General features: G+C 32.2%; 18 protein-coding genes and 2 tRNA genes. 10 read left to right on the top strand and 10 right to left on the bottom strand.

Going from position 1 to position 24,923, the window contains the following annotated elements; all coding sequences use genetic code 11:
• Positions 1–220 precede the first annotated feature (220 nt).
• Positions 221–448: a hypothetical protein gene (locus tag LPB87_RS00370; protein ID WP_129540885.1), complete on the top strand. Its 228-nt coding sequence runs from the start codon at positions 221–223 to the stop codon at positions 446–448.
• Positions 449–604: 156 nt separating this feature from the next.
• Here LPB87_RS00370 and LPB87_RS00365 read toward each other — a convergent pair whose 3' ends face one another.
• The 4 genes from LPB87_RS00365 to mutS form a co-directional block, all read right to left on the bottom strand.
• On the bottom strand, positions 605–952 hold the full coding sequence (locus LPB87_RS00365; protein WP_230604327.1) for a DUF1508 domain-containing protein: 348 nt from the start codon (positions 950–952) through the stop codon (positions 605–607).
• Positions 953–1,098: 146 nt separating this feature from the next.
• Positions 1,099–1,184: transfer RNA gene (locus LPB87_RS00360), tRNA-Leu, on the bottom strand.
• Between the two features lie 14 nt (positions 1,185–1,198).
• Positions 1,199–1,271, bottom strand: a tRNA-Gly gene (locus LPB87_RS00355).
• 150 nt (positions 1,272–1,421) lie between these two features.
• Positions 1,422–4,031 carry a DNA mismatch repair protein MutS gene (gene mutS / locus LPB87_RS00350; RefSeq protein WP_164998745.1) on the bottom strand — a complete coding sequence of 870 codons (2,610 nt, stop codon included), beginning with the start codon at positions 4,029–4,031 and terminating at the stop codon, positions 1,422–1,424.
• A 158-nt stretch (positions 4,032–4,189) separates the two neighbouring features.
• Here mutS and LPB87_RS00345 point away from each other — a divergent pair, with 158 nt between their 5' ends.
• From LPB87_RS00345 to LPB87_RS00335, 3 genes are all read left to right on the top strand, one after another.
• Positions 4,190–4,612, top strand: coding sequence for a DUF1573 domain-containing protein (locus LPB87_RS00345; protein WP_129540884.1), 423 nt, complete (start codon positions 4,190–4,192; stop codon positions 4,610–4,612).
• An 80-nt stretch (positions 4,613–4,692) separates the two neighbouring features.
• Positions 4,693–5,229, top strand: a complete 537-nt coding sequence (locus LPB87_RS00340) for an RNA methyltransferase (protein ID WP_129540883.1) — start codon at positions 4,693–4,695, stop codon at positions 5,227–5,229.
• A gap of 21 nt (positions 5,230–5,250) precedes the next feature.
• Positions 5,251–5,844 carry a CHAP domain-containing protein gene (locus LPB87_RS00335; RefSeq protein WP_129540882.1) on the top strand — a complete coding sequence of 198 codons (594 nt, stop codon included), beginning with the start codon at positions 5,251–5,253 and terminating at the stop codon, positions 5,842–5,844.
• Here the strand turns inward: LPB87_RS00335 and folK are convergent, their stop codons facing one another.
• Positions 5,845–6,978: a 2-amino-4-hydroxy-6-hydroxymethyldihydropteridine diphosphokinase gene (folK, locus tag LPB87_RS00330; protein ID WP_230604325.1), complete on the bottom strand. Its 1,134-nt coding sequence runs from the start codon at positions 6,976–6,978 to the stop codon at positions 5,845–5,847. It lies immediately after the preceding gene.
• Between the two features lie 448 nt (positions 6,979–7,426).
• Positions 7,427–8,614: a hypothetical protein gene (locus LPB87_RS00325; RefSeq protein WP_129540881.1), complete on the bottom strand. Its 1,188-nt coding sequence runs from the start codon at positions 8,612–8,614 to the stop codon at positions 7,427–7,429.
• Between the two features lie 439 nt (positions 8,615–9,053).
• Between LPB87_RS00325 and LPB87_RS00320 the strand changes: the two genes are divergently transcribed.
• The 3 genes from LPB87_RS00320 to LPB87_RS00310 all read left to right on the top strand — a co-directional run bounded on the left by LPB87_RS00320 (position 9,054) and on the right by LPB87_RS00310 (position 14,491).
• On the top strand, positions 9,054–9,455 hold the full coding sequence (locus tag LPB87_RS00320) for a helix-turn-helix transcriptional regulator (RefSeq protein WP_164998744.1): 402 nt from the start codon (positions 9,054–9,056) through the stop codon (positions 9,453–9,455).
• An 89-nt stretch (positions 9,456–9,544) separates the two neighbouring features.
• A complete protein-coding gene (gene sppA / locus LPB87_RS00315) occupies positions 9,545–11,308 on the top strand; it encodes a signal peptide peptidase SppA (RefSeq protein ID WP_129540879.1) in 1,764 nt (587 codons plus the stop codon).
• Positions 11,309–11,854: 546 nt separating this feature from the next.
• Positions 11,855–14,491 (top strand): AsmA-like C-terminal region-containing protein, encoded by a 2,637-nt coding sequence (locus tag LPB87_RS00310; protein WP_230604323.1) that lies wholly within the window; start codon positions 11,855–11,857, stop codon positions 14,489–14,491.
• An 80-nt stretch (positions 14,492–14,571) separates the two neighbouring features.
• Here the strand turns inward: LPB87_RS00310 and LPB87_RS00305 are convergent, their stop codons facing one another.
• The 3 genes from LPB87_RS00305 to LPB87_RS00295 form a co-directional block, all read right to left on the bottom strand.
• The gene (locus tag LPB87_RS00305; protein WP_230604321.1) at positions 14,572–16,437 is read right to left on the bottom strand and encodes an alpha,alpha-trehalase; all 1,866 of its coding nucleotides are present in this window, start codon (positions 16,435–16,437) and stop codon (positions 14,572–14,574) included.
• Positions 16,427–17,647 carry an MFS transporter gene (locus tag LPB87_RS00300; RefSeq protein WP_230604319.1) on the bottom strand — a complete coding sequence of 407 codons (1,221 nt, stop codon included), beginning with the start codon at positions 17,645–17,647 and terminating at the stop codon, positions 16,427–16,429. Before LPB87_RS00300 ends, LPB87_RS00305 begins: the two co-directional genes overlap by 11 nt.
• Before the next feature lie 88 nt (positions 17,648–17,735).
• A complete protein-coding gene (locus LPB87_RS00295; protein WP_230604317.1) occupies positions 17,736–20,381 on the bottom strand; it encodes a TonB-dependent receptor in 2,646 nt (881 codons plus the stop codon).
• Between the two features lie 157 nt (positions 20,382–20,538).
• On the opposite strand from LPB87_RS00295, the gene LPB87_RS00290 reads away from it, so the two are divergent.
• Positions 20,539–21,567: a LacI family DNA-binding transcriptional regulator gene (locus LPB87_RS00290; protein WP_129540875.1), complete on the top strand. Its 1,029-nt coding sequence runs from the start codon at positions 20,539–20,541 to the stop codon at positions 21,565–21,567.
• Positions 21,568–21,573: 6 nt separating this feature from the next.
• Here the strand turns inward: LPB87_RS00290 and LPB87_RS00285 are convergent, their stop codons facing one another.
• Positions 21,574–22,368 carry a DUF2797 domain-containing protein gene (locus LPB87_RS00285; RefSeq protein WP_230604315.1) on the bottom strand — a complete coding sequence of 265 codons (795 nt, stop codon included), beginning with the start codon at positions 22,366–22,368 and terminating at the stop codon, positions 21,574–21,576.
• A 267-nt stretch (positions 22,369–22,635) separates the two neighbouring features.
• On the opposite strand from LPB87_RS00285, the gene LPB87_RS00280 reads away from it, so the two are divergent.
• Both LPB87_RS00280 and LPB87_RS00275 read left to right on the top strand, forming a co-directional pair.
• Positions 22,636–24,144, top strand: a complete 1,509-nt coding sequence (locus LPB87_RS00280) for a GH3 auxin-responsive promoter family protein (RefSeq protein WP_230604313.1) — start codon at positions 22,636–22,638, stop codon at positions 24,142–24,144.
• Positions 24,144–24,869: a hypothetical protein gene (locus tag LPB87_RS00275; protein WP_230604311.1), complete on the top strand. Its 726-nt coding sequence runs from the start codon at positions 24,144–24,146 to the stop codon at positions 24,867–24,869. Before LPB87_RS00280 ends, LPB87_RS00275 begins: the two co-directional genes overlap by 1 nt.
• Positions 24,870–24,923: the final 54 nt, after the last annotated feature.

The raw sequence follows: 24,923 nt of genomic DNA, 5'->3' as shown, positions 1-24,923 counted from the left end.
GTTTACTAGCATTACCAAGCACTCCTCTCAAAAAAACATTTAATTAAACATTAATTTACCACACAAAAAAGCCTTTTAACGTTTTTGGCACGTTAATTGATAATAAGATAAACGTAGGCATTGAAGAATATTTTAAAAAAAAAATAAAAAAATATTTTACATATTAAAAAATTTATATCTTTGCCACGAATTAATAATTAACCTTTTATAATAAAGTAAGATGAAAAAAGTATTTTTAAGTTTAGCTGTTGTTGCTGTTTTAACTGTTGTATCTTGTAAAAAAGCTGACGCTGCACCTGCTGACGACGCTGCTGCTGTAGTTGATTCTGCTGCTGTTGTTGTTGATTCTGCTGCTGCTGTAGTTGATTCTGCTGCTGTTGTAGTTGATTCTGCTGCTGCTACTGCTACTGAAGCTGCAAAAACTGCAACTGAAGCTGCAAAAAAATAATTAGAACTTAAATTCTAAAATTTTTAAAGCCATCCGCATAGCGAGATGGCTTTTTTATTGAATCAAACTCTAACTTATATTTTAAGCAAAAAAAGAGAGCGCATTTTGACAAGTCAAAATGCGCTCTCTTTTTTTTTTTCATTTCAACCCCACCACCTAATCTTCAAAAACAAAATCATTTACAGAGAAATCCAAAACCTCAGCTTTAGAACCATAAGTAACAATTTCTTTTATTCCTTTTTGAAGAAGCAACTCGGTCGTATATTTTCTACTTGTTGCAAAATGATTATCATTAAAAACCAACTTAAAAAAATACTTTCCTCCAGACGATTTAAACTTCAAAAATTTAGCCGAGTCTATACTACCCTTAAATTTCTCAATCTCTTCTTCACACTCAAATTTAAGCTCATAACTAAGACTTGTAAAGATGATCTTCCCCTTTCTGGAAGTAAATACAAATTTATACTCATCATTAAACCTCTTACTTATTACGAAAGCCCCCATTTATTTTTTTAGATTTTTTTTTAGATTGCCGATTCTAGAATCAACTAAAGATTTTTTCAAAGTCCAAGATCAAGTACTACAAGCTCATCTACAATTACAGACTTTTGTAAAATAAAAAAACCCCTTCAAAAAGAAGAGGTTTCTTGTACTCAGAGCGGGACTTGAACCCGCACGAACATTGCTGTTCACTGGATTTTAAGTCCAGCGTGTCTACCAATTTCACCATCCGAGCATTATATGGTGTTGAGCGAAAAACGGGGCTCGAACCCGCGACCTCGACCTTGGCAAGGTCGCGCTCTACCAACTGAGCTATTTTCGCCTTTCAAATTCTAATTAAGAACTACAATACTTGAATTGTGCCGTATTGCGAGTGCAAATTTAAGACATTTATTGAGTTACACAAGCATTTTTTTAAAAAAAATTTCACTTATTTTATAATCAACTGATATCCTAAACTTTAAATATGAAATTATTTTCTTGTAATCATTCTTTTAATCTCATTAAGCTTCATAAGCGCCTCCACTGGCGTTATCGCATTAATATCAAGATTTAAAATCTCTTCTTTAATCTCTTCCAACAATGGATCGTCTAGATTAAAGAAACTCATCTGCATTTCATCACTATCCGACTTTATCCCATTTAACGCATCACTTGAATGATCTTTCTCTAATTTCTTCAAAAGCTTTTGTGCTTTCAAAATCACAATCTGAGGCATTCCAGCCATTTTTGCAACATGAATTCCAAAACTATGTGCACTACCTCCTTTTACAAGCTTTCTAACAAAAAGAACCGTATCCTTTAATTCTTTTACTGCAACATTATAATTCTGAATTCTAGGCAACGAATCTGTCATTTCATTTAACTCGTGATAATGCGTAGCAAATAATGTCTTTGGTCTCGACGGATGTTCATGCAAGAATTCAGCAATAGCCCATGCAATCGATATTCCATCATACGTACTAGTCCCTCTTCCTATCTCATCTAGTAAAACCAAACTTCTGTCTGAAATATTATTCAAGATTGAAGCCGTTTCGTTCATCTCGACCATAAAAGTCGATTCTCCCATCGAAATATTATCTGAAGCACCTACTCTAGTGAATATTTTATCTACCATCCCCATTCTAACACTATCTGCAGGAACAAAACTTCCCATTTGAGCCAGTAGTACTATTAAAGCAGTTTGACGCAAAATAGCCGACTTACCAGACATGTTGGGTCCTGTAATCATAATTAACTGCTGCGTTTCTCTATCCAAGAAAACATCATTAGCAATATACGGCACACCAACTGGTAATTGTTTCTCGATAACAGGATGTCTTCCATTCTTAATTTCTAATTCGAAAGTATCATCAATTTGCGGACAAACATATTTATTCTCGATTGCCAATTGTGTAAACGAACACAAACAATCTAGTTGCGCTACCAGGCTTGCATTCATTTGCACTGGCTTAATATATGTTGTTATCCAAGAAACCAATCCCTCGAAAAGCTCTAATTCTATTTTATGAATTTTTTCTTCGGCTCCTAAAATTTTAGTTTCATACTCTTTTAGCTCTTCGGTAATATAACGTTCCGCATTTACCAAAGTTTGCTTACGAATCCATTCTGACGGTACTTTATCTTTATGTGTATTCCTAACTTCGATATAATATCCAAAAACATTATTAAAAGAAATTTTTAGAGAAGTAATTCCAGTTCGCTCCGACTCTCTTTTTTCAATCCCCTCTAAAAATTCTTTCCCTGAAGTAGAAATTGCTCGTAAATCATCTAACTCTTCGCTAATACCTTTTGCAATAGCATTACCTTTATTAATAGATACTGGTGCTGAATCTTGATTTAAAGTTGTTTTAATCTTTTCACGCAATAAATCACAACTATGTAAATTATCACCTATTGTTTTTACTGCTTTTTGTGAACTTTTAAGTGCAAGATCTTTTATAGGAATAATTGCATCTAGCGATTCTTTCAGATAAACTATCTCACGTGGAGAAACTTTACCTGCAGCAATTTTAGAAATCAAACGCTCTAAATCTGATATTTGCTTAATTTGATACTGAATATCATGCAGTACCTCTTGATTTTCCTTTAAGTAAGACACCACTTCGTGACGACTCTTAATCTTATCGCTATCTTTAAGAGGCAATGCCAGCCAACGCTTTAACAAACGTCCTCCCATTGGCGAAAGCGTTCTATCTATAACATCTAAAAGTGTAACTGCATTTGGATTATAACTGTGATACAATTCCAGATTTCGAATCGTAAATCGATCCATCCACACATAAGCATCTTCGGCTATTCGCTGAATCGCTGTTATATGCTGCACTCTATTATGTTGTGTTTCGGACAGATAATATAAAATAGCCCCCGAAGCAATAATTCCTTCTTTTAATTCTTCTACTCCAAAACCTTTTAAAGAAGCAGTTTGAAAATGCTTCGTTAAAATCTCTAAAGCATAATCCTCTTTGTAAATCCAATCTTCTAAATAAAAACTATGGAAATCCTCTCCAAAAGCTTCTTTGAAATCATTTTTATTATGTTTTGGAACCAGAACCTCACTTGGCCTAAAATTCTGTAATAACTTATCAATGTATTCAGCGTTTCCTTGAGCCAGTAGAAATTCTCCAGTAGAAACATCCAAAAATGAAACTCCTATATTTTTATTAGCAAAATAGATTGACGCAAGAAAATTATTGGTTTTAGACTGCAACACCTCATCATTAAGAGAAACACCTGGAGTTACCAGCTCAGTAACACCTCTCTTAACAATTGTTTTAGTCATTTTAGGGTCTTCTAACTGATCGCAGATTGCTACACGAAGTCCCGCTTTTACTAATTTTGGCAAATACGTATTAATAGAATGATGCGGAAATCCTGCCAAAGCCGTTTCTGTTTCTGAACCTGCTCCACGTTTTGTTAATGTTATACCAAGGATTTTAGAAGCCCTAACAGCATCTTCTCCAAAGGTTTCGTAAAAATCACCAACTCTAAATAGCAAACATGCATCTGGATATTTTCTCTTGATTTCATTGTACTGTTTCATTAACGGTGTTTCTTTCACCACTTTCTCTTTCGCTGCCAAATTACTGTGTTTTTTAAATGAAAAATTATGACAGCGAATTTATAAATTTTAAAGCGAATAAAGAATCTCTGAAAAAATTAAAATATTTTTAAGGCAATTTTAAGTTACACTTTCATTATTTTCCATAAATTTGTTAATAATTAAAAATTAAACTGAAAATGAAAAAAATAATTCTACTTGTAATGTTTACAGTATTAAGCGTTGCTACATCTAATGCACAAGCTAAAGCTAAAACTGCTAAAGTTGATGGTGCTGGGATGGTTTTTGTTAATGAAGTTATCGATTACGGAACAATTGCACAAAATGCAGATGGAAAACGTGAATTTGTATTTACTAACAACGGAAACAAACCATTAATCATTACTAACACACAAGGATCTTGTGGATGTACAGTACCAACTTCTCCAAAAGAGCCTATCGCTCCAGGTGGAAAAGGTATTATTGGTGTAAAATACGCTACTGACAGAGTAGGTGCTTTTACTAAAACTGTAACAGTTACATCTAATGCAGCTGGACAACCTACAAAAATACTTACTATTAAAGGTACTGTTTTAGCGGCAAATGAAGCTCCAAAAAGCTAAATCGTAAAACAACCACAAAAATAAACGAAAAGCTTCCTTACTATTTGGAAGCTTTTTTTATTACTAGAATTTAAATATTTATGAGAAAACTCGAAAACAGCGAACTCGAAAGAAAATCTATTACTGATTTTAAAAAATCAGAAAAAACACCTCTTATATTAGTCTTAGACGACATTCGCAGCTTACATAATATAGGCTCTGTGTTTCGAACTGCAGATGCTTTTTTGATAGAAAAAATAATTTTATGCGGTATCACTGCTACTCCACCGAACAAAGAGATTCATAAAACCGCACTTGGTGCCACTGAAACTGTTACTTGGGAACATCACGAGAACGTATTAGAAGTAATTGAAAATCTTAAAAAAGAAAACATTACAACTCTAGCTATCGAACAGGTAGAAAGCGCTGTTTTTCTACAAGATTTTGAAGTAGAGAAGGACAAAAAATATGCTCTAGTATTTGGAAATGAAGTATATGGTGTTGCTCAGGAAGCTGTTGCGATTTGCGATGGTTGCATCGAAATTCCACAATTAGGGACCAAACATTCTCTTAATATATCTGTAAGTGCTGGAATTGTTGTTTGGGATTTATTCCAAAAAATGAATTGGCCAAAATAAAACAACTTTAGCTCTATCATAATGAAATTCAAGCGTTGGACTTATCTCTTAATTGGTTTATCAATATTTCTTTTCTCAGGAATATGGGCCTTTAAAAAATTCAATTTTAATACTGAACACTCCATAGGACAACCGCTAGACAGTTTAAATGGGGTTAGTGTTTATTACAATGGCGGAGTTAATAATGTTACCGATAGAAATCTTACTGCAGACAATTATAATCTTGGATTAAAATACCAATGTGTAGAATTTGTAAAGAGATATTATTATGAACATTTTAATCATAAAATGCCTGACAGTTATGGTCACGCCAAAGACTTTTTTAACTCAAATCTTAAAGATGGCCAGAGAAACGAAAAAAGAGATTTGGTACAATATACGAATCCGAGCAAAAGCAAACCAAAAGCTGATGATCTTTTAATTTATAGTGGAACTATTTTTAATCGATTTGGACATGTTGCCATTGTTTCAAATGTTACTGATAAAGAGATTGAAATAATCCAGCAAAATCCTGGTCCATTTAGCAAATCCAGAGAGGTTTTTTCTTTAATTGAAAAAGAAGGCAAATGGATAATTGGCAATGACCGAATTTTGGGCTGGTTAAGAAAAGAATAGTTATCCTATTTTTTTCTTAATTTCCTCTAAAACAAAAAGATAGTCTTCATGCTTTTTCACAAAATCACGATCTGAAACATCAATAATTAGAACATTCAGATCAGATTGTGATTTAATGTATTCTAAATATCCATTATTGATTTTATCCAAATACTCAGCCTCAATGTTCTGCTCGTAGCTTCTGCCTCGCTTTTTTATGTTCTGTAATAAACGTTCTGTATTTTGATATAAATAAACATACAAATCTGGCTTTGGCATTTCCTTATAGATAATATCGAACAAGTTTCGATACAAGCGATATTCATCTTCAGCAAGTGTTATTTTGGCAAATATTAATGATTTAAAGATGTGATAATCGGCTACGATAAAATCTTTAAATAAATCAAATTGCGCTAAATCATCTGATAATTGCTGATAACGATCTGCCAAAAAAGACATTTCTAGCGGAAAAGCATATCGATTTTGATCTTTATAGAATTTAGGTAAAAAAGGATTATCTGCAAAACGTTCTAATACTGTTTTAGCATTAAAATCATCGGCTATTTTATGAACCAAAGTTGTTTTTCCAGCTCCAATATTTCCTTCAAAAGCAATATAATTAAATCGTTGCATTGGAATTTCCTGCAACGGACTTTTCAAATCCTGAACAACCGTACAAATACTATCGTCGGGTGTTATTGCAATTAATTCTGGAATTGTTTTTTGAAAAATTGGATGCTTCCAATTCAAATTTAGATCTTGAATGGGCATCAAGACAAAATTTCGATTTTGCATCAAAGGATGTGGAATCTGAAGTTTATCGGTATTGATAATTTCATCTTCATAAATAATCACATCAACATCTATAAGTCGAGATTGATATCCTTGTTGTTCTGAACGAATACGTCCTAATTGCTTTTCTACTTTTAAAACTTGACTTAATATTTTTTGTGCCGATGCATTGGTATGCAAAACCAAGGCACAATTATAAAATGCATCACTTTCAAAACCCCAAGCTGGCGTCTCATATAACTTCGAAACTTGAACAACAGTACCAATTTCCTGATGTATCAAATTAATACAGTTTTCTATATTTCCTAACCTATTTCCTTGGTTACTTCCTAGGGATAAAACGACCTGATATTGTGATTTCATAATTAGATGCAAATTAACTAAAAGTATTTTAGAAAATAAGAATCTTTAGGACTGTTCTTCTTTATTTGTTTTTAATTAAAATCATTTTAAACCACTTAAAAACTAGGAAAAAAAACAATATTGGTATAAATAATTCCCCCAATTCAGCTAATGAAAATTCTGAATTAGTTTTTAAAAGAGTCCTGATAAAATTCCAGGAATTTTGTGGGAAATATAGAATTGAATCTGGATTTTTGATTAAAACAAAGTATAAAAAAAACAATATAAAGCCATAACAAACTAAACCATAAAACAATAACAAATACTTTTGCAAAAAGCTCTGGATACTTTTGATAATATTCAGGGTTGGTTGCTAAGAAATAGTGTCCAAAATTACCAATTTAAAATTGTCTAAAATAGACAAGTTTTGTATGTAATTATTAAATTTTAATCTCATCTCGTATCTATTTTAAAAATTCCCTACAACCTCAAATTCTTTCTTATTCTTATCCTCAGATACTTTTTTTAAAAATGCATTTAACTCACTGGTCAATGGCAACTGATTTTGATTATCCCAAAATTCTTTGGAATAAGAAGACTTTGCCTTAAAAATATCTTTATCTTCAGAAAAATTAGATTTTACTTTTTCAGCTATAAAGCTATTCGTGATAAATAAATCTGTAGTAAAATCATAAATTATTACTTCTAAATTATTTTTTAAAACCTCTACATTCCCATTTATCTTAGCATTACTTACATAATATTTATTATTCTCATTATTTTTAGCATATTGCACTAAGGATTGAAAAAATGTAGTTCTCCATTTATAAATACCTTTCTCCACATATGGAACACTATTTGCATCGGAATATTCATCTATAAATACCTCTTTTATAGCATAGTCTCTCCTATTTATAATGAAATACCCATCAGCAACCTGTCCTTTTTCAGTTTTCTCTTTTGCGATAAAATTAATTTTTCTATAGTCTGAGTCAGTCGATATAACTTCCGTAAAAGAATATTTATCTTCTACATTTAACAATATCGCAGATGTTCTATCGAGTGTTTGTTTAAAACTTTGGAATTGAAAATTCGTAGCATCATTCGTTTCCGAAATACCTGTTTTTCTCATATTTACAATTTCAATCGTATAAACACTATTCTTCTTTTCTTTAGTTCTAAACAGTCTTTCTCTATATGCTTTCCCCGAAATATCCTGTAATCTTACAATTGCTTCATTCTTTTTTAACAGACATCTCAGAAAAAAATTCTCTCCATAAGGCTCTATAGGATAATTTACATTGATATTATCATACACTTTTCTCATATAAGCACTGGCATTGTTCACTATAACTTCATCCAACACAATTGCTTTTCTTTCCATAAAAACTGTGTCCTTACTTATAAGCAAATCAAATGTGGTTTTTATATCATTATACCCTATTGCACTAAAATTTATTTCATTCTTACTTGAAACAAAAACAAACACTCCTTCTTCGTTTGTTATCGAATTGTCTTTGTCATTAAAAACAGTTACAGATTTCAAAGGTAATTTTGTATCGATATCTGCAACAACTTTGTTAAGCACTATTTCCTGGCCTTGCAATGGAAAAGATAGCAAGAATAAAAAAAATAAAAGTTTAAAAATCTGCTTCATATTTAATCTTTTTTATAAATTCTAAAAAGAAAGAAGCACTCAAAATATGTGCTTCTTTCAAAATTTGAAGTGATTAATCACTAAATGCTAGAATGTCGCTCCCGATTCTGATGGCCCTATAACAACTTCATCAATCCAAGCAAATTCGTATCTCTTCTCTAATTCTTCAACTTGAAATTTTTCAAGCAATTGGTTTTCTTTTTCTAAAAACCCTTCTGGTAATTGATTTTCTACATTCTTAAAAATTGGTTTTAAATTTTTAATTAATAACTAATCTACAAAAACCACCTCCTTAATTATAATCCTTATACGTTAAGATTTTAAAAATAAAGTAAGAATAGTTCTATTTTTCAAACTTATTTTATAATTTTATTCTTTCTTATTAAAAATCGCATAATAACTGCATAATAAATAAATTTAATATTAAAAGAAAATGGGTATGAGAATTAAATTAAGACAGATTAGAGAAAGCAGAGGCTTCTCTCAAGAACAAATGGCAGAATATTTGGAGATCTCTCAACCTCAATATTATCGAAAAGAAAGAGGAAGTAGTAAAATACAAGAGCATGAATGGGATATTCTTGCGAAAGTATTAGAGGTCGATAAAAACCAACTAAGAAATAAAAATACAACATTAACTTTTAATGATTACAACGAAGAAATTAGTATCCAATCTTCACAGACACTACATTATTCTGAACAATTAGTATTAGAACTCAAAGAACATGTAAGTACTTTAAAAGAAAAAATTATCTTTGTAAAAGAACAATATGAATCCCGTCTTAAAGACAAAGAGGATCTTATTTTATTTTTAAAACAAAACAACAATAAATCATCTTAATCAAGCTAGAGCTATGCAATTATTGGCTATTTCATCTTAAGATTTGTAACAATTCAGCACTTTAAGCTACTTATTAAAAAAATGTAATTATGAAATTTTTAGGAAATGTAATAGCTACCGTAATCGGTATTTTTGTTTTTTTCATGCTGTCCTTTTTTGGAATGATGTTATTAGCAGCGCTTTTTGGAGGCGATAGTAATGCTGTTACCGTAAAAAGTGACTCTGTAATTGAACTTGATTTAAGAAAAATACAAAATGATTATGCTGGAAAATATAAAGACCCTTGGGTAACTATTTTTTCTGAGCAAAAAGGTATTGGGCTAACAGATATCATTAATGCCATAGATGTTGCAAAAACTGATGATAACATCAAAGGGATTTCTATTCTTAATGATGCCTCTTCTTTAGGAATGGCTCAAAGTAAAGATTTACGAAATGCTCTTGAAAGTTTTAAAAAATCAGGAAAGTTTGTAATGGCGTATTCTAATGGGTATTCTCAAAAAGAATATTATTTAAATTCTGTTGCAAATACAATTTACTTAAATCCTGTCGGTGATTTAGATTTTAAAGGATTGTCTTCTGAAATTATGTTTTTCAAAGATTTTCAAGATAAGTCAGGTATTCATATGGAAGTAATCCGTCATGGAAAATATAAAAGTGCTGTTGAACCATTTCTTGAAAACAAAATGAGTGATGCCAACAGAGAACAAACTGGCGCTTTATTAAGCTCAATCTGGAATACTGTTGTTGCCGACATTTCTAAAAGTCGTAACATTCCTGTTGATCGATTAAATGAAATCGCCAACGGTCTTTTAGCTAGAACACCTGAAATGGCAAAAGCAGAACGCCTTGTAGATGTTATAGCTTACGAAGATGTATATCATGATGCTATTAAAAAAGTCCTGAAGGTAACTGGTGATGATGACTATAATAAAATTTCTATTTCTGATTACACTCAAAACTTCATTACTACTGCTACTAGTTCTAGCACTTCGGGTGACCAAATAGCTATTATTTATGCTCAAGGAGAAATTCAAAGTGGCGAAGGTGACGTTACAGTTATTGGTGAAGGATCTATGCGTCGTTCTTTACAGGAAGCTCGCAAAAATAAAGATGTAAAAGCAATTGTACTACGAATTAATAGCCCTGGAGGAAGTGCTTTAACTTCAGATTTGATTTGGAGAGAAGTAGAGTTAACTAAAAAAGTAAAACCTGTTGTTGTTTCTATGGGGAATTATGCAGCATCTGGAGGATATTATATTGCTTGTAATGCTAATAAAATATTTGCTGAAAGCAATACAATAACTGGTTCTATTGGAGTTTTTGGAGTATTACCAAATTTCACTCCTTTAGCAAACAAACTAGGAATTAATACTGAGCAAGTAAAAACTCATACAAATGCTGCCAACTATAGTCCATTCGTACCTTTGGATGAGAACTTCAAAGCTGTAACTTTAGAAAGTGTCGAACATATTTACAGAACTTTTGTAACTCATGTTGCCGAAGGAAGAAAAATGACTTTTGAGCAAGTTGATGCAATTGCACAAGGAAGAGTTTGGACTGGTTCTGAAGCCCTTAAAATTGGTCTTGTAGATAAAATTGGTGGATTAAATGACGCTATAGCTGAAGCTGCAACTCTTGCCAAAATAAAAGACTACAGCACACAAAACTATCCAGAATACGAAAAGAAATTCAATGATATGTTGCAAAACTTGCCTTTTGCAAAATCAAAAGAGAATTTTATTAAAGAAGAAATAGGTGAAGAAAATTATTTTATTATCGAACAGGTAAAAAGATTACAAAATAAAAAAGGCGTACAAGCCATGATGCCATTCGAAATTAATATTCAATAAATATAACTTCATTACAATCACAATCCGTTTAAGTCAGACTTAAACGGATTTTTTGTTTTATGCAACAATAGAAGTTTTTTCACCACGAATTATGCGGATTCCCATTAATTAATTTATGAACCCTGCTTTGAGATTCGAAATATGCGATGGAAAGTTTTCAACATATACCAACAACAATCCTAACTTATAAAATTCATTAAAGTTAACTCAGGTTTAATTTAGCGATAACACATATAAGTGCATCTTGTAGCTACTTTAGCAAAATATTACAAGGGAGGTTATACAAGCATTTAAGACATTTTAAGCTAGTAGAATTCATAACGATAATAACCCTGTTTATTTTTTTGGATAGCTTACTCATATCATCCCCTCGATATGTTGTAGGCTATTTTTTTTTTGATTAAACTTAATACAAGACTTACAAAAGAGCATACTTGAATTTCTTTTTATGAGGGAAATTCAAAAAGAATAACTCATAAAAGTTTATTTTTGCAATAAGCAGGCATAAAAATTGCTTGTAATAACTGAATTCAAACAACTATACATATGCTAAAGAAAGTTCTGAAAATCGCAGGAATAGTAATCGTTTTACTGATTGCTTCTTTATTTGCCATTCCGTTTTTTTTTAAAGACCAAATTAAAACCAAAATATCCGAAGCCATCAATGAGAGCGTTGATGCCAAAGTTAGTTTTGTCGATGCCGATTTGAGTTTATTTAAAAACTTCCCGAATGCCAATGTTTCTATAGAAAAACTAGTGATTATAAACAAAGCTCCTTTTGAAGGTGATACTTTAGTTTCATTAGGAGAATTGAATTTAAAAATGAGTATTAAAGAACTTTTCAAAGGAAAAGATGAACCTCTGAGCATTCAAGGAATTGATACTAAAAATGGATTAATCAATATTATATTCGATAAAAATGGTGTTGGAAATTTTGACATTGCACTAAAAAAAGACGAATCTAAAAAAGACGAAACTGCTAGCAAACCACTTTCTTTAAAAATCCAAGGGTACAAAATTGAAAATTTTACTTTTAGATATTTTGACCAAGGTTCCAAAATAAAAATGGTTATTGATAGCTTGAACCATGAAGGAAAAGGTGATTTTACAGCTTCGAAGCTGGACTTAACTACAAAATCGACTGCCAAAGTATCTTTGGACATGGACAAAATGAATTACATGAAAAATGTATCACTAACTCTTGATGCTGTTTTAGGTATTGATTTAGAAAAAAGTAAATACACCTTTAAAGAAAACAAAGCGTTGATCAATCAGTTGCCATTAGAATTTGATGGTTTTATCCAAATGGTTGAAGGTGGTCAACAATATGATTTAAAGTTTAAAACACCTACCTCATCGTTTACTAACTTTTTGGGATTAATTCCATCTGCCTATTCTTCTGGATTGGATGGTGTAAAAACTACAGGAGATTTTTCTGTTGCTGGATTTGCCAAAGGTTTATTTTCGGATACTACTGTTCCTAAATTTAATATTGAAATTGCATCTAACAATGCTTCATTTAAATATCCAAACTTACCTAAATCAGTTCAGAACATTGTAATCGATACTAAAATCATAAACGAAACTGGAATTTTAAATGACACTTATGTAAATTTAGATAAACTTTCGTTCAAGATTGATCAAGATGTTTTTAATGCTAAAGCAAATATCAAAAACATTACTGTTAACCCGATTATAGATGCAGCCTTAAAAGGAACGATTAACTTAGCTAATCTTTCTAAAGCATATCCAATAAAAATGGACAAACCCTTGGCAGGAATTTTAAAAGCAGATGTAACGACTAATTTTGATATGGCTTCGGTTGAAAAAAGTCAATATCAAAACATAAAAAATGCTGGTACAATGAGCTTATCTGGATTTAAATATACAGATGAGAACAATAAATCAATGAATATTAGTACTGCTTTGGTTCAATTTAATCCAAGTACAATCAACTTAAAACAATTTGATGCTACAACCGGAAAAAGTGATATTAGCATCAATGGTGTTCTTGAAAACTTCTACGGTTTCATGTTTAAAAAACAAGAGTTAAGAGGTAATTTCAATATGAGTTCAAACCAATTGGCTGTTGATGACTTTATGACTACAGGAGAACCTGCTCCTGCTAAAACCGAAACAGATAGTAAAGCCAAAGCTAAACCTGCTGAAGCAATGAAAATTCCTGCTTTCCTAAATTGTACTTTGACTGCAAAAGCAAATACAGTTTTGTATGACAATTTAAAACTAACCAATGTTGCTGGAAAGATAATTGTAAAAGATGAAAAAGCAACTTTAGAGAACTTTAAAACATCTATTTTTGGTGGAACTATTGGGCTAAATGGGGCTGTTTCTACAAAAGAAAAAGTTCCTACTTTTAATATGAATTTAGGTTTTAATCAGGTTGATATTGCGCAAACTTTTACGCAATTAGACATGATGAAAAAAATTGCTCCTATTGCGGGAATCATCAATGGTAAATTAAATTCGACTATAAAACTTAACGGAAATCTAAATGCTACTGAACTAACTCCTGATTTAAAATCAATTTCAGGAGATTTGATAGGGCAATTACTTTCGACTACTGTAAATGCTAAAAATTCGACGGTATTAAATGCTTTGACTTCAAACATTAAATTCATTGATATGAATAAAGTAAATTTGAACGATATTAAAGCAGCCTTAACTTTTGACAACGGAAAGGTTAACGTAAAACCGTTTGATATTAAATATCAAGACATTAAAATTACTGTTGGCGGAACACATGGTTTTGACCAAACGATGAACTACAACCTAAAACTTGATGTTCCTGCTAAATATCTTGGATCTGAAGCCAATGCTTTTATTGCTAAATTATCTCCTGCAGATGCTGCCAAATTAGATAATATTCCGATTAATGCATTAATCACTGGAAATTTCTCTAACCCAAAAATTTCTACAGATATGAAAAGTGCTGTTACAAGTTTAACCACACAATTGGTTAATCAGCAAAAAGATAAACTTACTAAACAAGGAACAAGTGCTTTAACCGATTTGATTAATAAAAACACCAAATCAAAAGATACGACTAAAGCAGGTGCTGCAAATAAAGAAAAAACCACTCAGGAAGTAACTAATAAAGCGAATGAATTATTAAACGGTTTGTTTAAGAAAAAGAAAAAAGAAGAGCCTGCAACGACTCCATAAAATTTCACCATTACGTTTAAAAAAAGCCTAAGAATTAATATTCTTAGGCTTTTTTATTGATGGCTATTAAATTTTTCTTTCTAAAACAATGTATCAGGATCTGTTAGTTTTTCTAATTCTGCTTTTAGTTCTGCTTTTAAAATACTCAATCCAACCTGGTAGGAAGCATTCATCCAACCAAAACCTTCTTCAGTAATATAATCGAATGCTGTACCTACATTTCCGTATTCAGCAAATATTTTTAGGGAACTGGTTTCTAAATTAAATTTCTCCGGAATAGTCCCGTTATAATCTACTGCATTGCGAGTAATAAGCCATAACCATCGATAAATCATTTCCTGAGCTTCATTTACATAATTATAGTTCAGTAATCCTTCCCATAAAAACATTTGATGTGGCGCCCATCCAAAAGGGTAATCCCATTGTCGTTGCGGCGAGTTTACATCTAGATCATCTATTGCTTCTTTGGTACTTCCTGCAATTCCTCCTTTTAATTTAAATTTCGGCAATGCATTTTTAACTAAAACTTCTGCTTGTTCTTTGTTGCATAATTTTGCCCAAAGCGGATAAAATGTTGCTGCTGCATCAAATTGGTGTGGTTCATTCTTTATAAAATTATAATCGTAATAAATCCCTGCATCCTTATCCCAAAGCAATTCATTAATTTTTTCTTTTCTTAAAGCTGCTTTTTCTTTCCAATATTCACTAGAATATGTTGTGTGTTTTTCATCTACAAAATGATTATCAAACTCTGTTTCAATCAAGAAAGCAATATCAATTTCATACTTATAGAGCAAACTATTTAAATCTATCGTGTTTAAATCGGCACAAACATCTACAAATCGATTTGTCGTATCATGGCCACTTTCTCGCATACTGCGATCGTGAACAAAATAAGCGTCTAGGCTAGCATCTGTGATTTCTCTATCAAGATATTTTTTCTCAAATTCTCTTAAAGGTAAATTATACAACAACGCGTACTTCTCCAAAACATCATCAAAATGCCCTACCTCAACTTCAAACGGAAGTCCAATTCCTTCTGCTTTATATCGGTTTAGTCCATTTGGTGTAAGCCTCTTCCCTTCTTGCATCCAAACAGTTTGATATTCTTTTATCGCCGTATGAAGATGTTTTGCAATCCAGTCTTTTTCTGGCTTAGAATTTTCGGTAATGGCAACAATTAAAGAAGTATATAATGGGGGTTGTGTTCGTGTTAAATAATAACTTCTGTTTGCATTAAGTATCTTGCCATAATGGTCGATTTGATATTTAAAATTCTCTGCAATCCCTACAGCAAGCTCTGGTTTATTATCTAGTAAAAGTCCTATAGCGATAAAGTAACTATCCCAGCCGTACATCTCGTTAAACCTACCGCCCGGAACTACAAACGGAATCCCTTTTATCTCGTTATTATCTTGTTGCAATGCCAGAGCCAAGATCCCCGGTTTTTTATTTAAAGTCAATACGTATTCTGATGAAATATCCTCGGCTAGCTGAACCACTTTTAATTTAGGAATCGTCTTCTCTAACTCTTTAAAATATTCAAAAGCTACAGCATCTGTTGCGGGAACATATAAATACGAAATTGCGTTTTCTATCTTTTCATCTTCTACAATTTTTGCCACGCCTTTTGCATCAATAGTTCTCGTTAATCCATTCCAATACAAATCTTTTATTTTTCTCGAAATACGGCTTACAGGATTCTCTATTATTTCGGAACTATTTATTTCTGCAAATTCTGAATTGCTTTTCTTAGACAATGCCAATTCCTGTAATAAATTAGACAGATAATAAGTTCCTTCAACATTTAGAGAATTTCCTTTTTCGTCTTCCAATAAAAAACTTTTAGGCCCTTTATCGTCTATCGTAATTTTTTTATCTCCATCTGTATCTTCTTGTGCCAATAACCGTTGTAGCGTCTGATTTATGTTTAGTTTAAATTTCATTTTTAGTCGTTATTTTTTTTAATATAAAGAATGACACCAATAATAATGACATCGGAATCAATGTGTAATAAAATGCATTTTGTGGCCCTTGATTTTGGAATAACCATCCAATTATTCTTGAGCCTATTGTTCCTCCCAGTGCCGAAAATACTACGATTAATCCTGTCATGGAGCTATGCAGTTTTTTAGGCAAAGCACTTAATATAACCGAATTGAGCAACGGATAAATAGGTGCAATAAATAATCCTACTAGCGGGAATGCAAAACCTATTAATGGAATTTCACTAAAGGAATGGATCGTTTTTACCTCTAGCCCTACTGCTTTTGGCAATACAAAAATCACAATAAGCATAGCGCATATAATACAGCAACTCAATACCCAAATCCAGTTTATCTTTTTGGTAATTTCTCCCGCCAAAATTCTTCCTATTGCCAATGAAACAGCCAGAATACTTGCCATCATTATACTATTGTTTTCTGATAGATGAAGTACTTTATCATTAAATGTTGGTAACCAAGACATGATTCCTTGCTCAATCATTACAAACAAAAAGGCACTTATTACAAAAACTATTACAAGCAACTTTCCCATCAGTTTTATCATTTGCACAAAATCATCAGCAAGGTTGGCTCCCGGAATTTCTACGGGTTTTTCTATTTTTATAAAAAACAAAAACCCAAATGATAATAAGGTCAATAAAGCTAAAAACCAATATACATTAAGCCATGAATCGGGATTAGTATCAGTATTAAAAGCTGGAAATAAAAAATAGGCCAGCGCAATTCCTATCATAAAAACGCCTTCGACACTACTCATCAAAGCATTGTGTTCTTTCTGATTATTAGTTACTGTACCAATAAGGGAGTAAACAGATACTTTTATCAAGGCAAAAGAAACTCCAACGGTTGCAAAAAGCAATTTGGCATAATTAAAAGAGTTGCCATAATACATCGCAATACAGGCAAAAGTTACCAATCCTAATCCAATAAGCATTGCTTTTTTATAGCCTATTCTTGGTAAAAATGAAGCTATTAAAAATGAAACAATTGCGATTGGTAAATCCTTAAAAGCTTCTAGAATACTAGCTTGTAATTCGTTTACGCCATAATTTTTTTGCGCTTTTAAAATTACTATCCCAACGCTGTTCAGTAATATTGCAAATACAAAGTAATTGAGATATAATACTGCTGTTATTCCTGCTTTTTTCATCTTAACATATTGATTTACTAACGAATGTAACAAAAAACCAAATGCCGTTATTTAAACAGCATTTGGCTGAACTAATTAATATAAAAATCTAAAAGTTAATTGCTACAGAAAATCTGAAAGCGCGTCCTAAAATCGGTCTTGCCAAAAACACATCTGTATCTGATGTTGATTGTCTAGGATTACCTTCTGTTAAACCAATCTCATTGAACAAATTAGTTCCATCTACAGCAAATCGTAAATTATTAACAGTGTAGCTTAAACCAGCTCCAACTTCTTTAAAGGCTGGTAAAACTTGTTTGTTATCCTGATTTGTATATTTTTTATCAAAATAAGAATACTGAACATATCCTGATAATCTTTTAGTTATATCTACTTCTGGTCTGATAACACAGAAAAATTTAGGGATTCTACGAGCTGTGTTTCCGTTAAAGTTAAATGTACTTCCATCCGCATTTTTACCAGTAAAATTATCATATTCTGGATTTTGAACTGTAAAATTAAAATTCAACCTAGCAATACTATATCTTAGATTAGTTTCTACTTCTAACCCTAAATTGTTTACATCAGCAAATTTATTTTCAGATGTTCCGTCAGCCAATATATCTGTAAAGGCAACGTTTTTTAAATTCATATGAAATAAATTGGCGTTTACCGAAAGGAATGAATTCGCATATTTATACCCCAACTCTAATTGGTTTACAAAAGTATTTTCTAGTTTGCTCAAATCTTTGGCATTGTCATAAAATGACTCTTCGATTGGTGATCTAAAACCGTGGCTGTATCTTATATAAGAAGCCATGTTTTCGTTAAACTTATAATTTCCTGCTGCTGTATAAGAGAGCTCACTCACATCATATCTCCAATACGTATATGGATTGCCTTGTATTGTAGTTACTGCATCATCTGCTGTATTATTATCCAAAACTCCTAGGTTTTCGGCTCCAAAACGTGCATTATCTCTATATCCAGAATATACATTTTTATCGTATCTCACGCCAGCATTAAATGTTAGGTTCTCTGTAGCTTGAATTTCGGCATCAACATAAAAATCATTTAATTTTCCTTTTGTTTCTGCATCTCTTTCAAGCCAAGTAATTCTTTCAATTCCGTTCCAGGTATGCGCAATTCCGCTTCCAGTATTATTTACATTTACCAATCTTGGGTTATCAGTAACATCTACTAGGTAATTACTCCAGTTCCAGTATTGCTTAGATTTCCAATTTGAATAATAATATCCAACTGTAAGATTAACAGGTTTTAAATCGAAATTAAAAGACAGGTTATTGGCGAAATTTTCCATTTGTTTGTGAATATACCAATGATCTGCTCTCATTATTAATGCATTTGGATCTAATGCTGTATTATTATCTACGTATGTATAACTTAAATCTCCCGTATTTGCTGAAGCTAATTTTTGTACATCTGTTGCATAACCATCCTGTGTCCAAGGCCCTCCACTACTATAAATCGCATTATAATTCAAATCGATTTTAGTATTTCTGAATGCATTTTTTAAAGTGACTTTGTCGGCTATTTTCTTTTTAAATTCCGCTCCAATAGCGTCTACAACTGGATGAACTCCATCTTCTAAATCAGCTTTAAAAGTTCCTCCTCCATATTGCGGTACACTTAAATGTGAAAAATTTGCTGAAGTCAACGTTCCATAATTTGGATTAAATCCAGCTACACCTTCTACTTTTCCGTTATTGCTTTTTAATGGAATTGGTAAATAGAACGTATTTCTGTCATCTAGTTTTTTGTAATTTAATCTCAAATAACCTCCGTCATCAAACTTATAGGTAAGGTTCATTTTTACTTGTCCTCCTTTGTTTGCAGTAAAACCCGTTTTTCTTATTCCGTCATCGGCTCTATAAAACCCTCCAACATTAAAAAACAATTTATCTTTTACCAATGCACCTCCTAAATTAAGATCGGTACGAAACAATCCATAATCTCCTACAGTGAGTTTAGCTCTTCCCTGAAATTCATTTTGTCCTGTTTTCGAAATAAAATTGACAATTCCTCCTGGTGCATTCGATGCAAAAATCGATGCTGAACCTCCTCGAACGGCTTCCATTTTGCTTACTGTTTCATCTAGTCTGTACCAGTTATCTGCATTGGCAAATTGCAAAGCTCCATCTTCAAAAACGGCTAAACCATCTTCCTGTATTTGTACATATTCATAGGCTCCTGCCGACGGAATCCCTCTTGCAAAAAGGTTATTCCCTACTTCTCCTCCCGATGTTTCTACAACAAATCCCGGAATAGTCTGCAGAATATCTGCTGTACTTATTGGCGCTCTATTTTCGATTGCTTTTGCTCCTAATGTCGTAATTGCAATACTCGATTCTAGTTTTGACCTTGGATTTGACGATCCTGTAACAACTACCTCTTTCAAACTTTGTGATTCGGCTTCTAAATGAAAGTCGTTTTTTGAATTTTCTCCGTCCTTAATCGTAATACTTTTTTGAGTTGATTTATATCCTACGTTTGTAACTAGAATAATGTAAGTTCCTCCTGAAAGATTAAGAAATGTATATCCTCCATCTGCATCTGTGCTCACTCCTTGTGAAGTTCCTTGAATAACAATATTTGCTCCCGGTGCTGTTTGCCCGTTTTCATCGAATACTTGTCCAGAAATACTGCTTTTTTCTTGTGAAAAAACCATTGCTGGAAGAATGAATAGCAATAACATCCAGAATGAGGTTATTGTGCTAGAATTAAACTTTTTCATGATTTATTATTTGGTTAGGTTATTAGTTAGGGTAAAACTATTGCCTATTTATTTATATCAATGAAGAATTTTATCGAAAACGTTTTCGATTTAACCGAAAACGTTTTCGATTCAATAAATTTAATTAATTATCAATTAGTTTTATTACATTTATTCTATGAATGATACCAGACTTATAGACATTGCCGTTGCTTTAGGAATTTCTGTTACTACAGTTTCAAAAGCATTAAAAGGGTACACTGATATTAGCGATACTACCAGAGCAAGAGTTCTTGAAATGGTCGCTACTATGAATTACAAACCCAATGCCAATGCAGTAAATCTAAGAACTAACGAAACCAAAACTCTTGGCGTTGTTATTCCCACAATGGTACATCACTTCTTTTCAAGTGTTTTAAACGGAATTATAGACGAAGCCGAAAATAGAGGGTACCTCGTAATCATTTTGCAATCTAATGAAAAGTATGAGCTGGAGAAAAAGCAGATTGCTTTGTTACAGCAAAAAAGAGTAGATGGAATTTTGATTTCATTATCCAATGAAACGGATGATTTCTCTCATATAAATGATGCCATAAAAAAGAATACTCCTGTAGTATTGTTTGACAAAATTGCCAAATTGGTAGATTGCTCTAAAGTTGTTATCAATGACCGAAAAGCAGCTTATGATGCTGTCACGTATTTAATAAATAAGGGATATAAAAAGATTGCTCATTTTAGAGGTTCTTATACTCCTCAAAATTCTATTGATCGTTTTCTTGGATATAAAAAAGCGCTGGAAGATCATAATATTCCTTATGATCCTACACTGGTTTATTTATGTGATCACAACTCCGATTTTGAAGATGGTTATGCCAATGCACAAAAACTAGTTGCTGAGCATAAAGACGTTGATGCTGTTTTTGCCATCACCGATTTGGTAGCTATTGGCATTATAAAATACCTCAACGATATGAATATTAAGATTCCAGAGCAAATTGCCGTTTTTGGTTTTAGCAATTGGTTTATGTCTACCGTAATTTCGCCAAAGCTTACCACGATTGACCAACCTGGTTATGATATTGGTCAACGTGCTGCTTCTATATTAATAAATGAAATTGCTCAAATTAAAGAACATCTTCCGGTTATTCATCAAACTATCGAACTCCCAACACTCATTATAGAAAGGGAATCAACGATAAGAAATTAATATTTCTTATACATTTATTGTTACTACATAACCTTCGGAACCACGGATATTAAAAACTGTTCCATCTTCGAACAATAAATACTGTCCTTTTATTCCTGTAAGCTTTCCTTGAAAAGTTGGCGTTTTATCTAGACTTAAACTTGCTACTTTCTTTGGATATTCAAGAACAGGATAATGCAGTTCGTACAAATCATTTTTCTCAGGATAGAAATAATCACGAACTTCATCTGGAATCAAGTTCTCGACTTTAGCTTTCTCTAGAATCAAATCAACACTTTCGATATTATTCTGAAGCATTTTTCTCCAATTTGTTTTGTCAGCATAATGGCTCTTTAATGCCACCTCGGTAATTCCTGCCAAATAACGATTCGGAACTTCTACGATTGCCAATGCTTGTGTTGCTCCTTGATCTATCCAACGTGTAGGTACTTGTGTCTTTCTGGTCACCCCTACTTTTACTTCGCTGGATAAAGCCAGATATACTATATGTGGTTGTAATTGAACTTTTTCTTCATATACCAAATCTCGATCCTGAATTCCTAAATGTGCCGTACTTAATTCTGGTTTCATAATCCAATCTCCAACAGCTGGACTTGAGTAAAAACAATCATAGCAAAATCCCTGACGGAATATTTTTTTCTTTTTACCACAATTCAAACATTGATACCCTACAAAATTAAGCTCAATTTCTTTATTCAATAATTGATTGACATTTATAAAACTGTCTTCAAAAACCAAATAATATTGAATTGGATTCCCTATTTCGGTTTGCATCTTTGTAAGTACGCCTTGATATTGCATTAGATTTTATTTTTTAGTCCCGATAGCTATCGGAAGCTGATTTTATTTTTTTAGATTTTAGATTCGTTCTTAAGATTTTAAGTCTCGATACTGTTAAAACTCTATTTTTGAATTGGAATCTTTGCCATAAATAGAATTGTCATTTATAAAAAAACACTATTTTTGATACAACGACAAAGTTAGTATTTGTCTATCGATATTCAAATCTTAAATTCCTGACTTTTTATGTTAGTAAGAAAATCAGTAATCTAAAATCTAAATTCATTCATGCCTCTATCAATAATCAATTCATTTGCCTCTTGGGTTCTCAAACAAAGAATTCATCAAATAGAGCTTTTTCTTAAATATCCAAATGAAGTTCAGGAAGAGCTTCTTCATAATTTAATATTGGCTGCCGAAAATACTATTGTTGGAAAGCAATACGATTTTGCCTCGATAAATTCTTATAAGACTTTTTCTGAAAGATTACCTATTGCTACTTACGAAGAATTGCAACCTTTGATTGAGCGTACACGCCAAGGCGAGCAAAATGTTTTTTGGGAAACTCCGATAAAATGGTTTGCAAAATCTAGCGGAACTACCAACGCTAAAAGTAAATTTATTCCTGTAAGTAATGAAGCTTTAGAAGATTGTCATTATAAAGGAAGTAAAGACTTATTGTGTTTGTATCTGAATAATAATGAAGATTCAGAATTGTTTCTGGGTAAGAGCCTTCGCTTAGGCGGAAGTTCTCAGATTTATGAAAACAACAATACGTTCTTCGGAGATTTATCGGCTATATTAATTGAAAACATGCCTATCTGGGCTGAATTTAGTAGTACGCCAAGTAATAAAACTTCGCTTATGAGCGAATGGGAAACGAAAATTGCTGCTATTATAAATGAAACAAAAAATGAAAATGTAACCAGTTTTGCTGGTGTGCCTTCGTGGATGTTGGTTTTAATGAATCGTGTTCTTGAAGATTCTGGAAAAGGGAATTTATTTGAAATATGGCCCAACCTCGAAGTTTATTTTCATGGTGGCGTGAGTTTTTCTCCTTACAGAGAACAATACAAAAACATATTGCCTAAAAAAGATTTTAAATACTACGAAATATACAATGCTTCTGAAGGTTTCTTTGCCATTCAGGATTTAAATAATTCTAGTGATCTATTACTAATGTTAGATTACGGAATTTTCTACGAATTTATTCCGATGGAGACTTTCGGGAAACCGGAACAAAAAGTAATCCGTTTGGCAGATGTGGAATTGAATAAAAATTATGCTATCGTTATTACTACCAATTCTGGTTTATGGCGTTATTTAATTGGTGATACGGTTCGTTTTACTTCTTTAAATCCATACCGAATTCGAGTTACTGGAAGAACAAAACATCATATTAATGTTTTTGGTGAAGAGCTTATGGTTGAAAATACGGATCAGGCTATTGCCAAAGCATGTCAGTTAACAAATACTGAAGTTATAGATTACACTGTAGCTCCGATATTTATGCAAGACAAAGAAAAAGGTGCTCACGAATGGATGATTGAGTTTAAGAAAAAACCTGCTGATGTAGGACTTTTCCAAAAAGCACTTGACGAAACACTACAATCCCTAAACTCCGATTACGAAGCCAAACGTTATAATAATATGACGCTAAATCCTTTGGTGATTAATGTTGCCAGAGAGAATTTATTTTATGATTGGTTAAAAGAAAAAGACAAATTAGGCGGTCAGCATAAAATACCTAGACTTTCAAACCAAAGAGATTATTTGGAGCAGTTGAAGGCGATGTAATGAGCAATTCAAACAAATATAAACTTAGAGAACCTCAACTCGAAGCTGAAATTTATTACTTGACTGAACAAGAAGGAGGACGTAAAACTGCTGTTAACAATGGTTATCGCGGGCAATTTCACTATAATGGGAAAGACTGGGATGCTCCACAGCAATTCATAGACAAAGAAACTTGTAATCTAGGCGAGACAGTAAAAGTTTATTTACAAACATTAAGTCCTGACTTTCATATTGGACATTTTTTTGTTGGACAGGAATTTGAAACCAGAGAAGGTTCAAAAATAGTTGGCAAAGGAAAAATCACTCGTATAATAAGACCAGACTTCAATTACTGGAATGGTTCTACCTTTCTAAAGACACTTGATAAAAACATTAAGCCATATTCTGATACTAATGATTTTCTTAAGATTCGTACTGACCTTGAAAGTTGGTTAACTAACACATCAATAATTAAAAATATTGAGTTTGAAATAACAGGCAATTTAGAGTGTATGATATTGATAAAATGTAAGCTCATCAACAAAAACTTACAACCAAGAGAAGTTGCACATAAAATTATTGAAGGCTGGAAAACTAATTTAATTCCTTCTAATCAACTTTATAAAATTGAAATGAACACAAGTTTTGACTGGAATAAAAATCAATTACAGACAGATAAGTTCATTTTATCGTTTGCAACTTGGCACTCAATCTTTCTAACTGGACAAATTATAGTAAAAAGATAAAAAATCCTATTGCTGGCGCGAGCGTCCCGCTCGTGCATACAATCTAAATTATAA

The sequence above is a fragment of the Flavobacterium sp. EDS genome, from assembly GCF_020991525.1.
In the GTDB taxonomy this organism is placed as follows: Bacteria; Bacteroidota; Bacteroidia; order Flavobacteriales; family Flavobacteriaceae; genus Flavobacterium.
The sequence above is the reverse complement of the archived record's forward strand: the minus strand, read 5'-3'. Positions and strand labels throughout refer to the sequence as shown.

Coding starts and splice junctions, on each gene's coding strand:
- LPB87_RS00280 (WP_230604313.1), top strand. CDS start 22,636: ATGCCTCTATCAATAATCAATTCATTTGCCTCTTGGGTTCTCAAACAA.
- LPB87_RS00290 (WP_129540875.1), top strand. CDS start 20,539: ATGAATGATACCAGACTTATAGACATTGCCGTTGCTTTAGGAATTTCT.
- sppA (WP_129540879.1), top strand. CDS start 9,545: ATGAAATTTTTAGGAAATGTAATAGCTACCGTAATCGGTATTTTTGTT.
- LPB87_RS00285 (WP_230604315.1), bottom strand. CDS start 22,368: ATGCAATATCAAGGCGTACTTACAAAGATGCAAACCGAAATAGGGAAT.
- LPB87_RS00345 (WP_129540884.1), top strand. CDS start 4,190: ATGAAAAAAATAATTCTACTTGTAATGTTTACAGTATTAAGCGTTGCT.
- LPB87_RS00340 (WP_129540883.1), top strand. CDS start 4,693: ATGAGAAAACTCGAAAACAGCGAACTCGAAAGAAAATCTATTACTGAT.
- LPB87_RS00320 (WP_164998744.1), top strand. CDS start 9,054: ATGAGAATTAAATTAAGACAGATTAGAGAAAGCAGAGGCTTCTCTCAA.
- LPB87_RS00300 (WP_230604319.1), bottom strand. CDS start 17,647: ATGAAAAAAGCAGGAATAACAGCAGTATTATATCTCAATTACTTTGTA.
- LPB87_RS00305 (WP_230604321.1), bottom strand. CDS start 16,437: ATGAAATTTAAACTAAACATAAATCAGACGCTACAACGGTTATTGGCA.
- LPB87_RS00365 (WP_230604327.1), bottom strand. CDS start 952: ATGGGGGCTTTCGTAATAAGTAAGAGGTTTAATGATGAGTATAAATTT.
- LPB87_RS00295 (WP_230604317.1), bottom strand. CDS start 20,381: ATGAAAAAGTTTAATTCTAGCACAATAACCTCATTCTGGATGTTATTG.
- LPB87_RS00325 (WP_129540881.1), bottom strand. CDS start 8,614: ATGAAGCAGATTTTTAAACTTTTATTTTTTTTATTCTTGCTATCTTTT.
- LPB87_RS00370 (WP_129540885.1), top strand. CDS start 221: ATGAAAAAAGTATTTTTAAGTTTAGCTGTTGTTGCTGTTTTAACTGTT.
- LPB87_RS00275 (WP_230604311.1), top strand. CDS start 24,144: ATGAGCAATTCAAACAAATATAAACTTAGAGAACCTCAACTCGAAGCT.
- LPB87_RS00335 (WP_129540882.1), top strand. CDS start 5,251: ATGAAATTCAAGCGTTGGACTTATCTCTTAATTGGTTTATCAATATTT.
- LPB87_RS00310 (WP_230604323.1), top strand. CDS start 11,855: ATGCTAAAGAAAGTTCTGAAAATCGCAGGAATAGTAATCGTTTTACTG.
- folK (WP_230604325.1), bottom strand. CDS start 6,978: ATGAAATCACAATATCAGGTCGTTTTATCCCTAGGAAGTAACCAAGGA.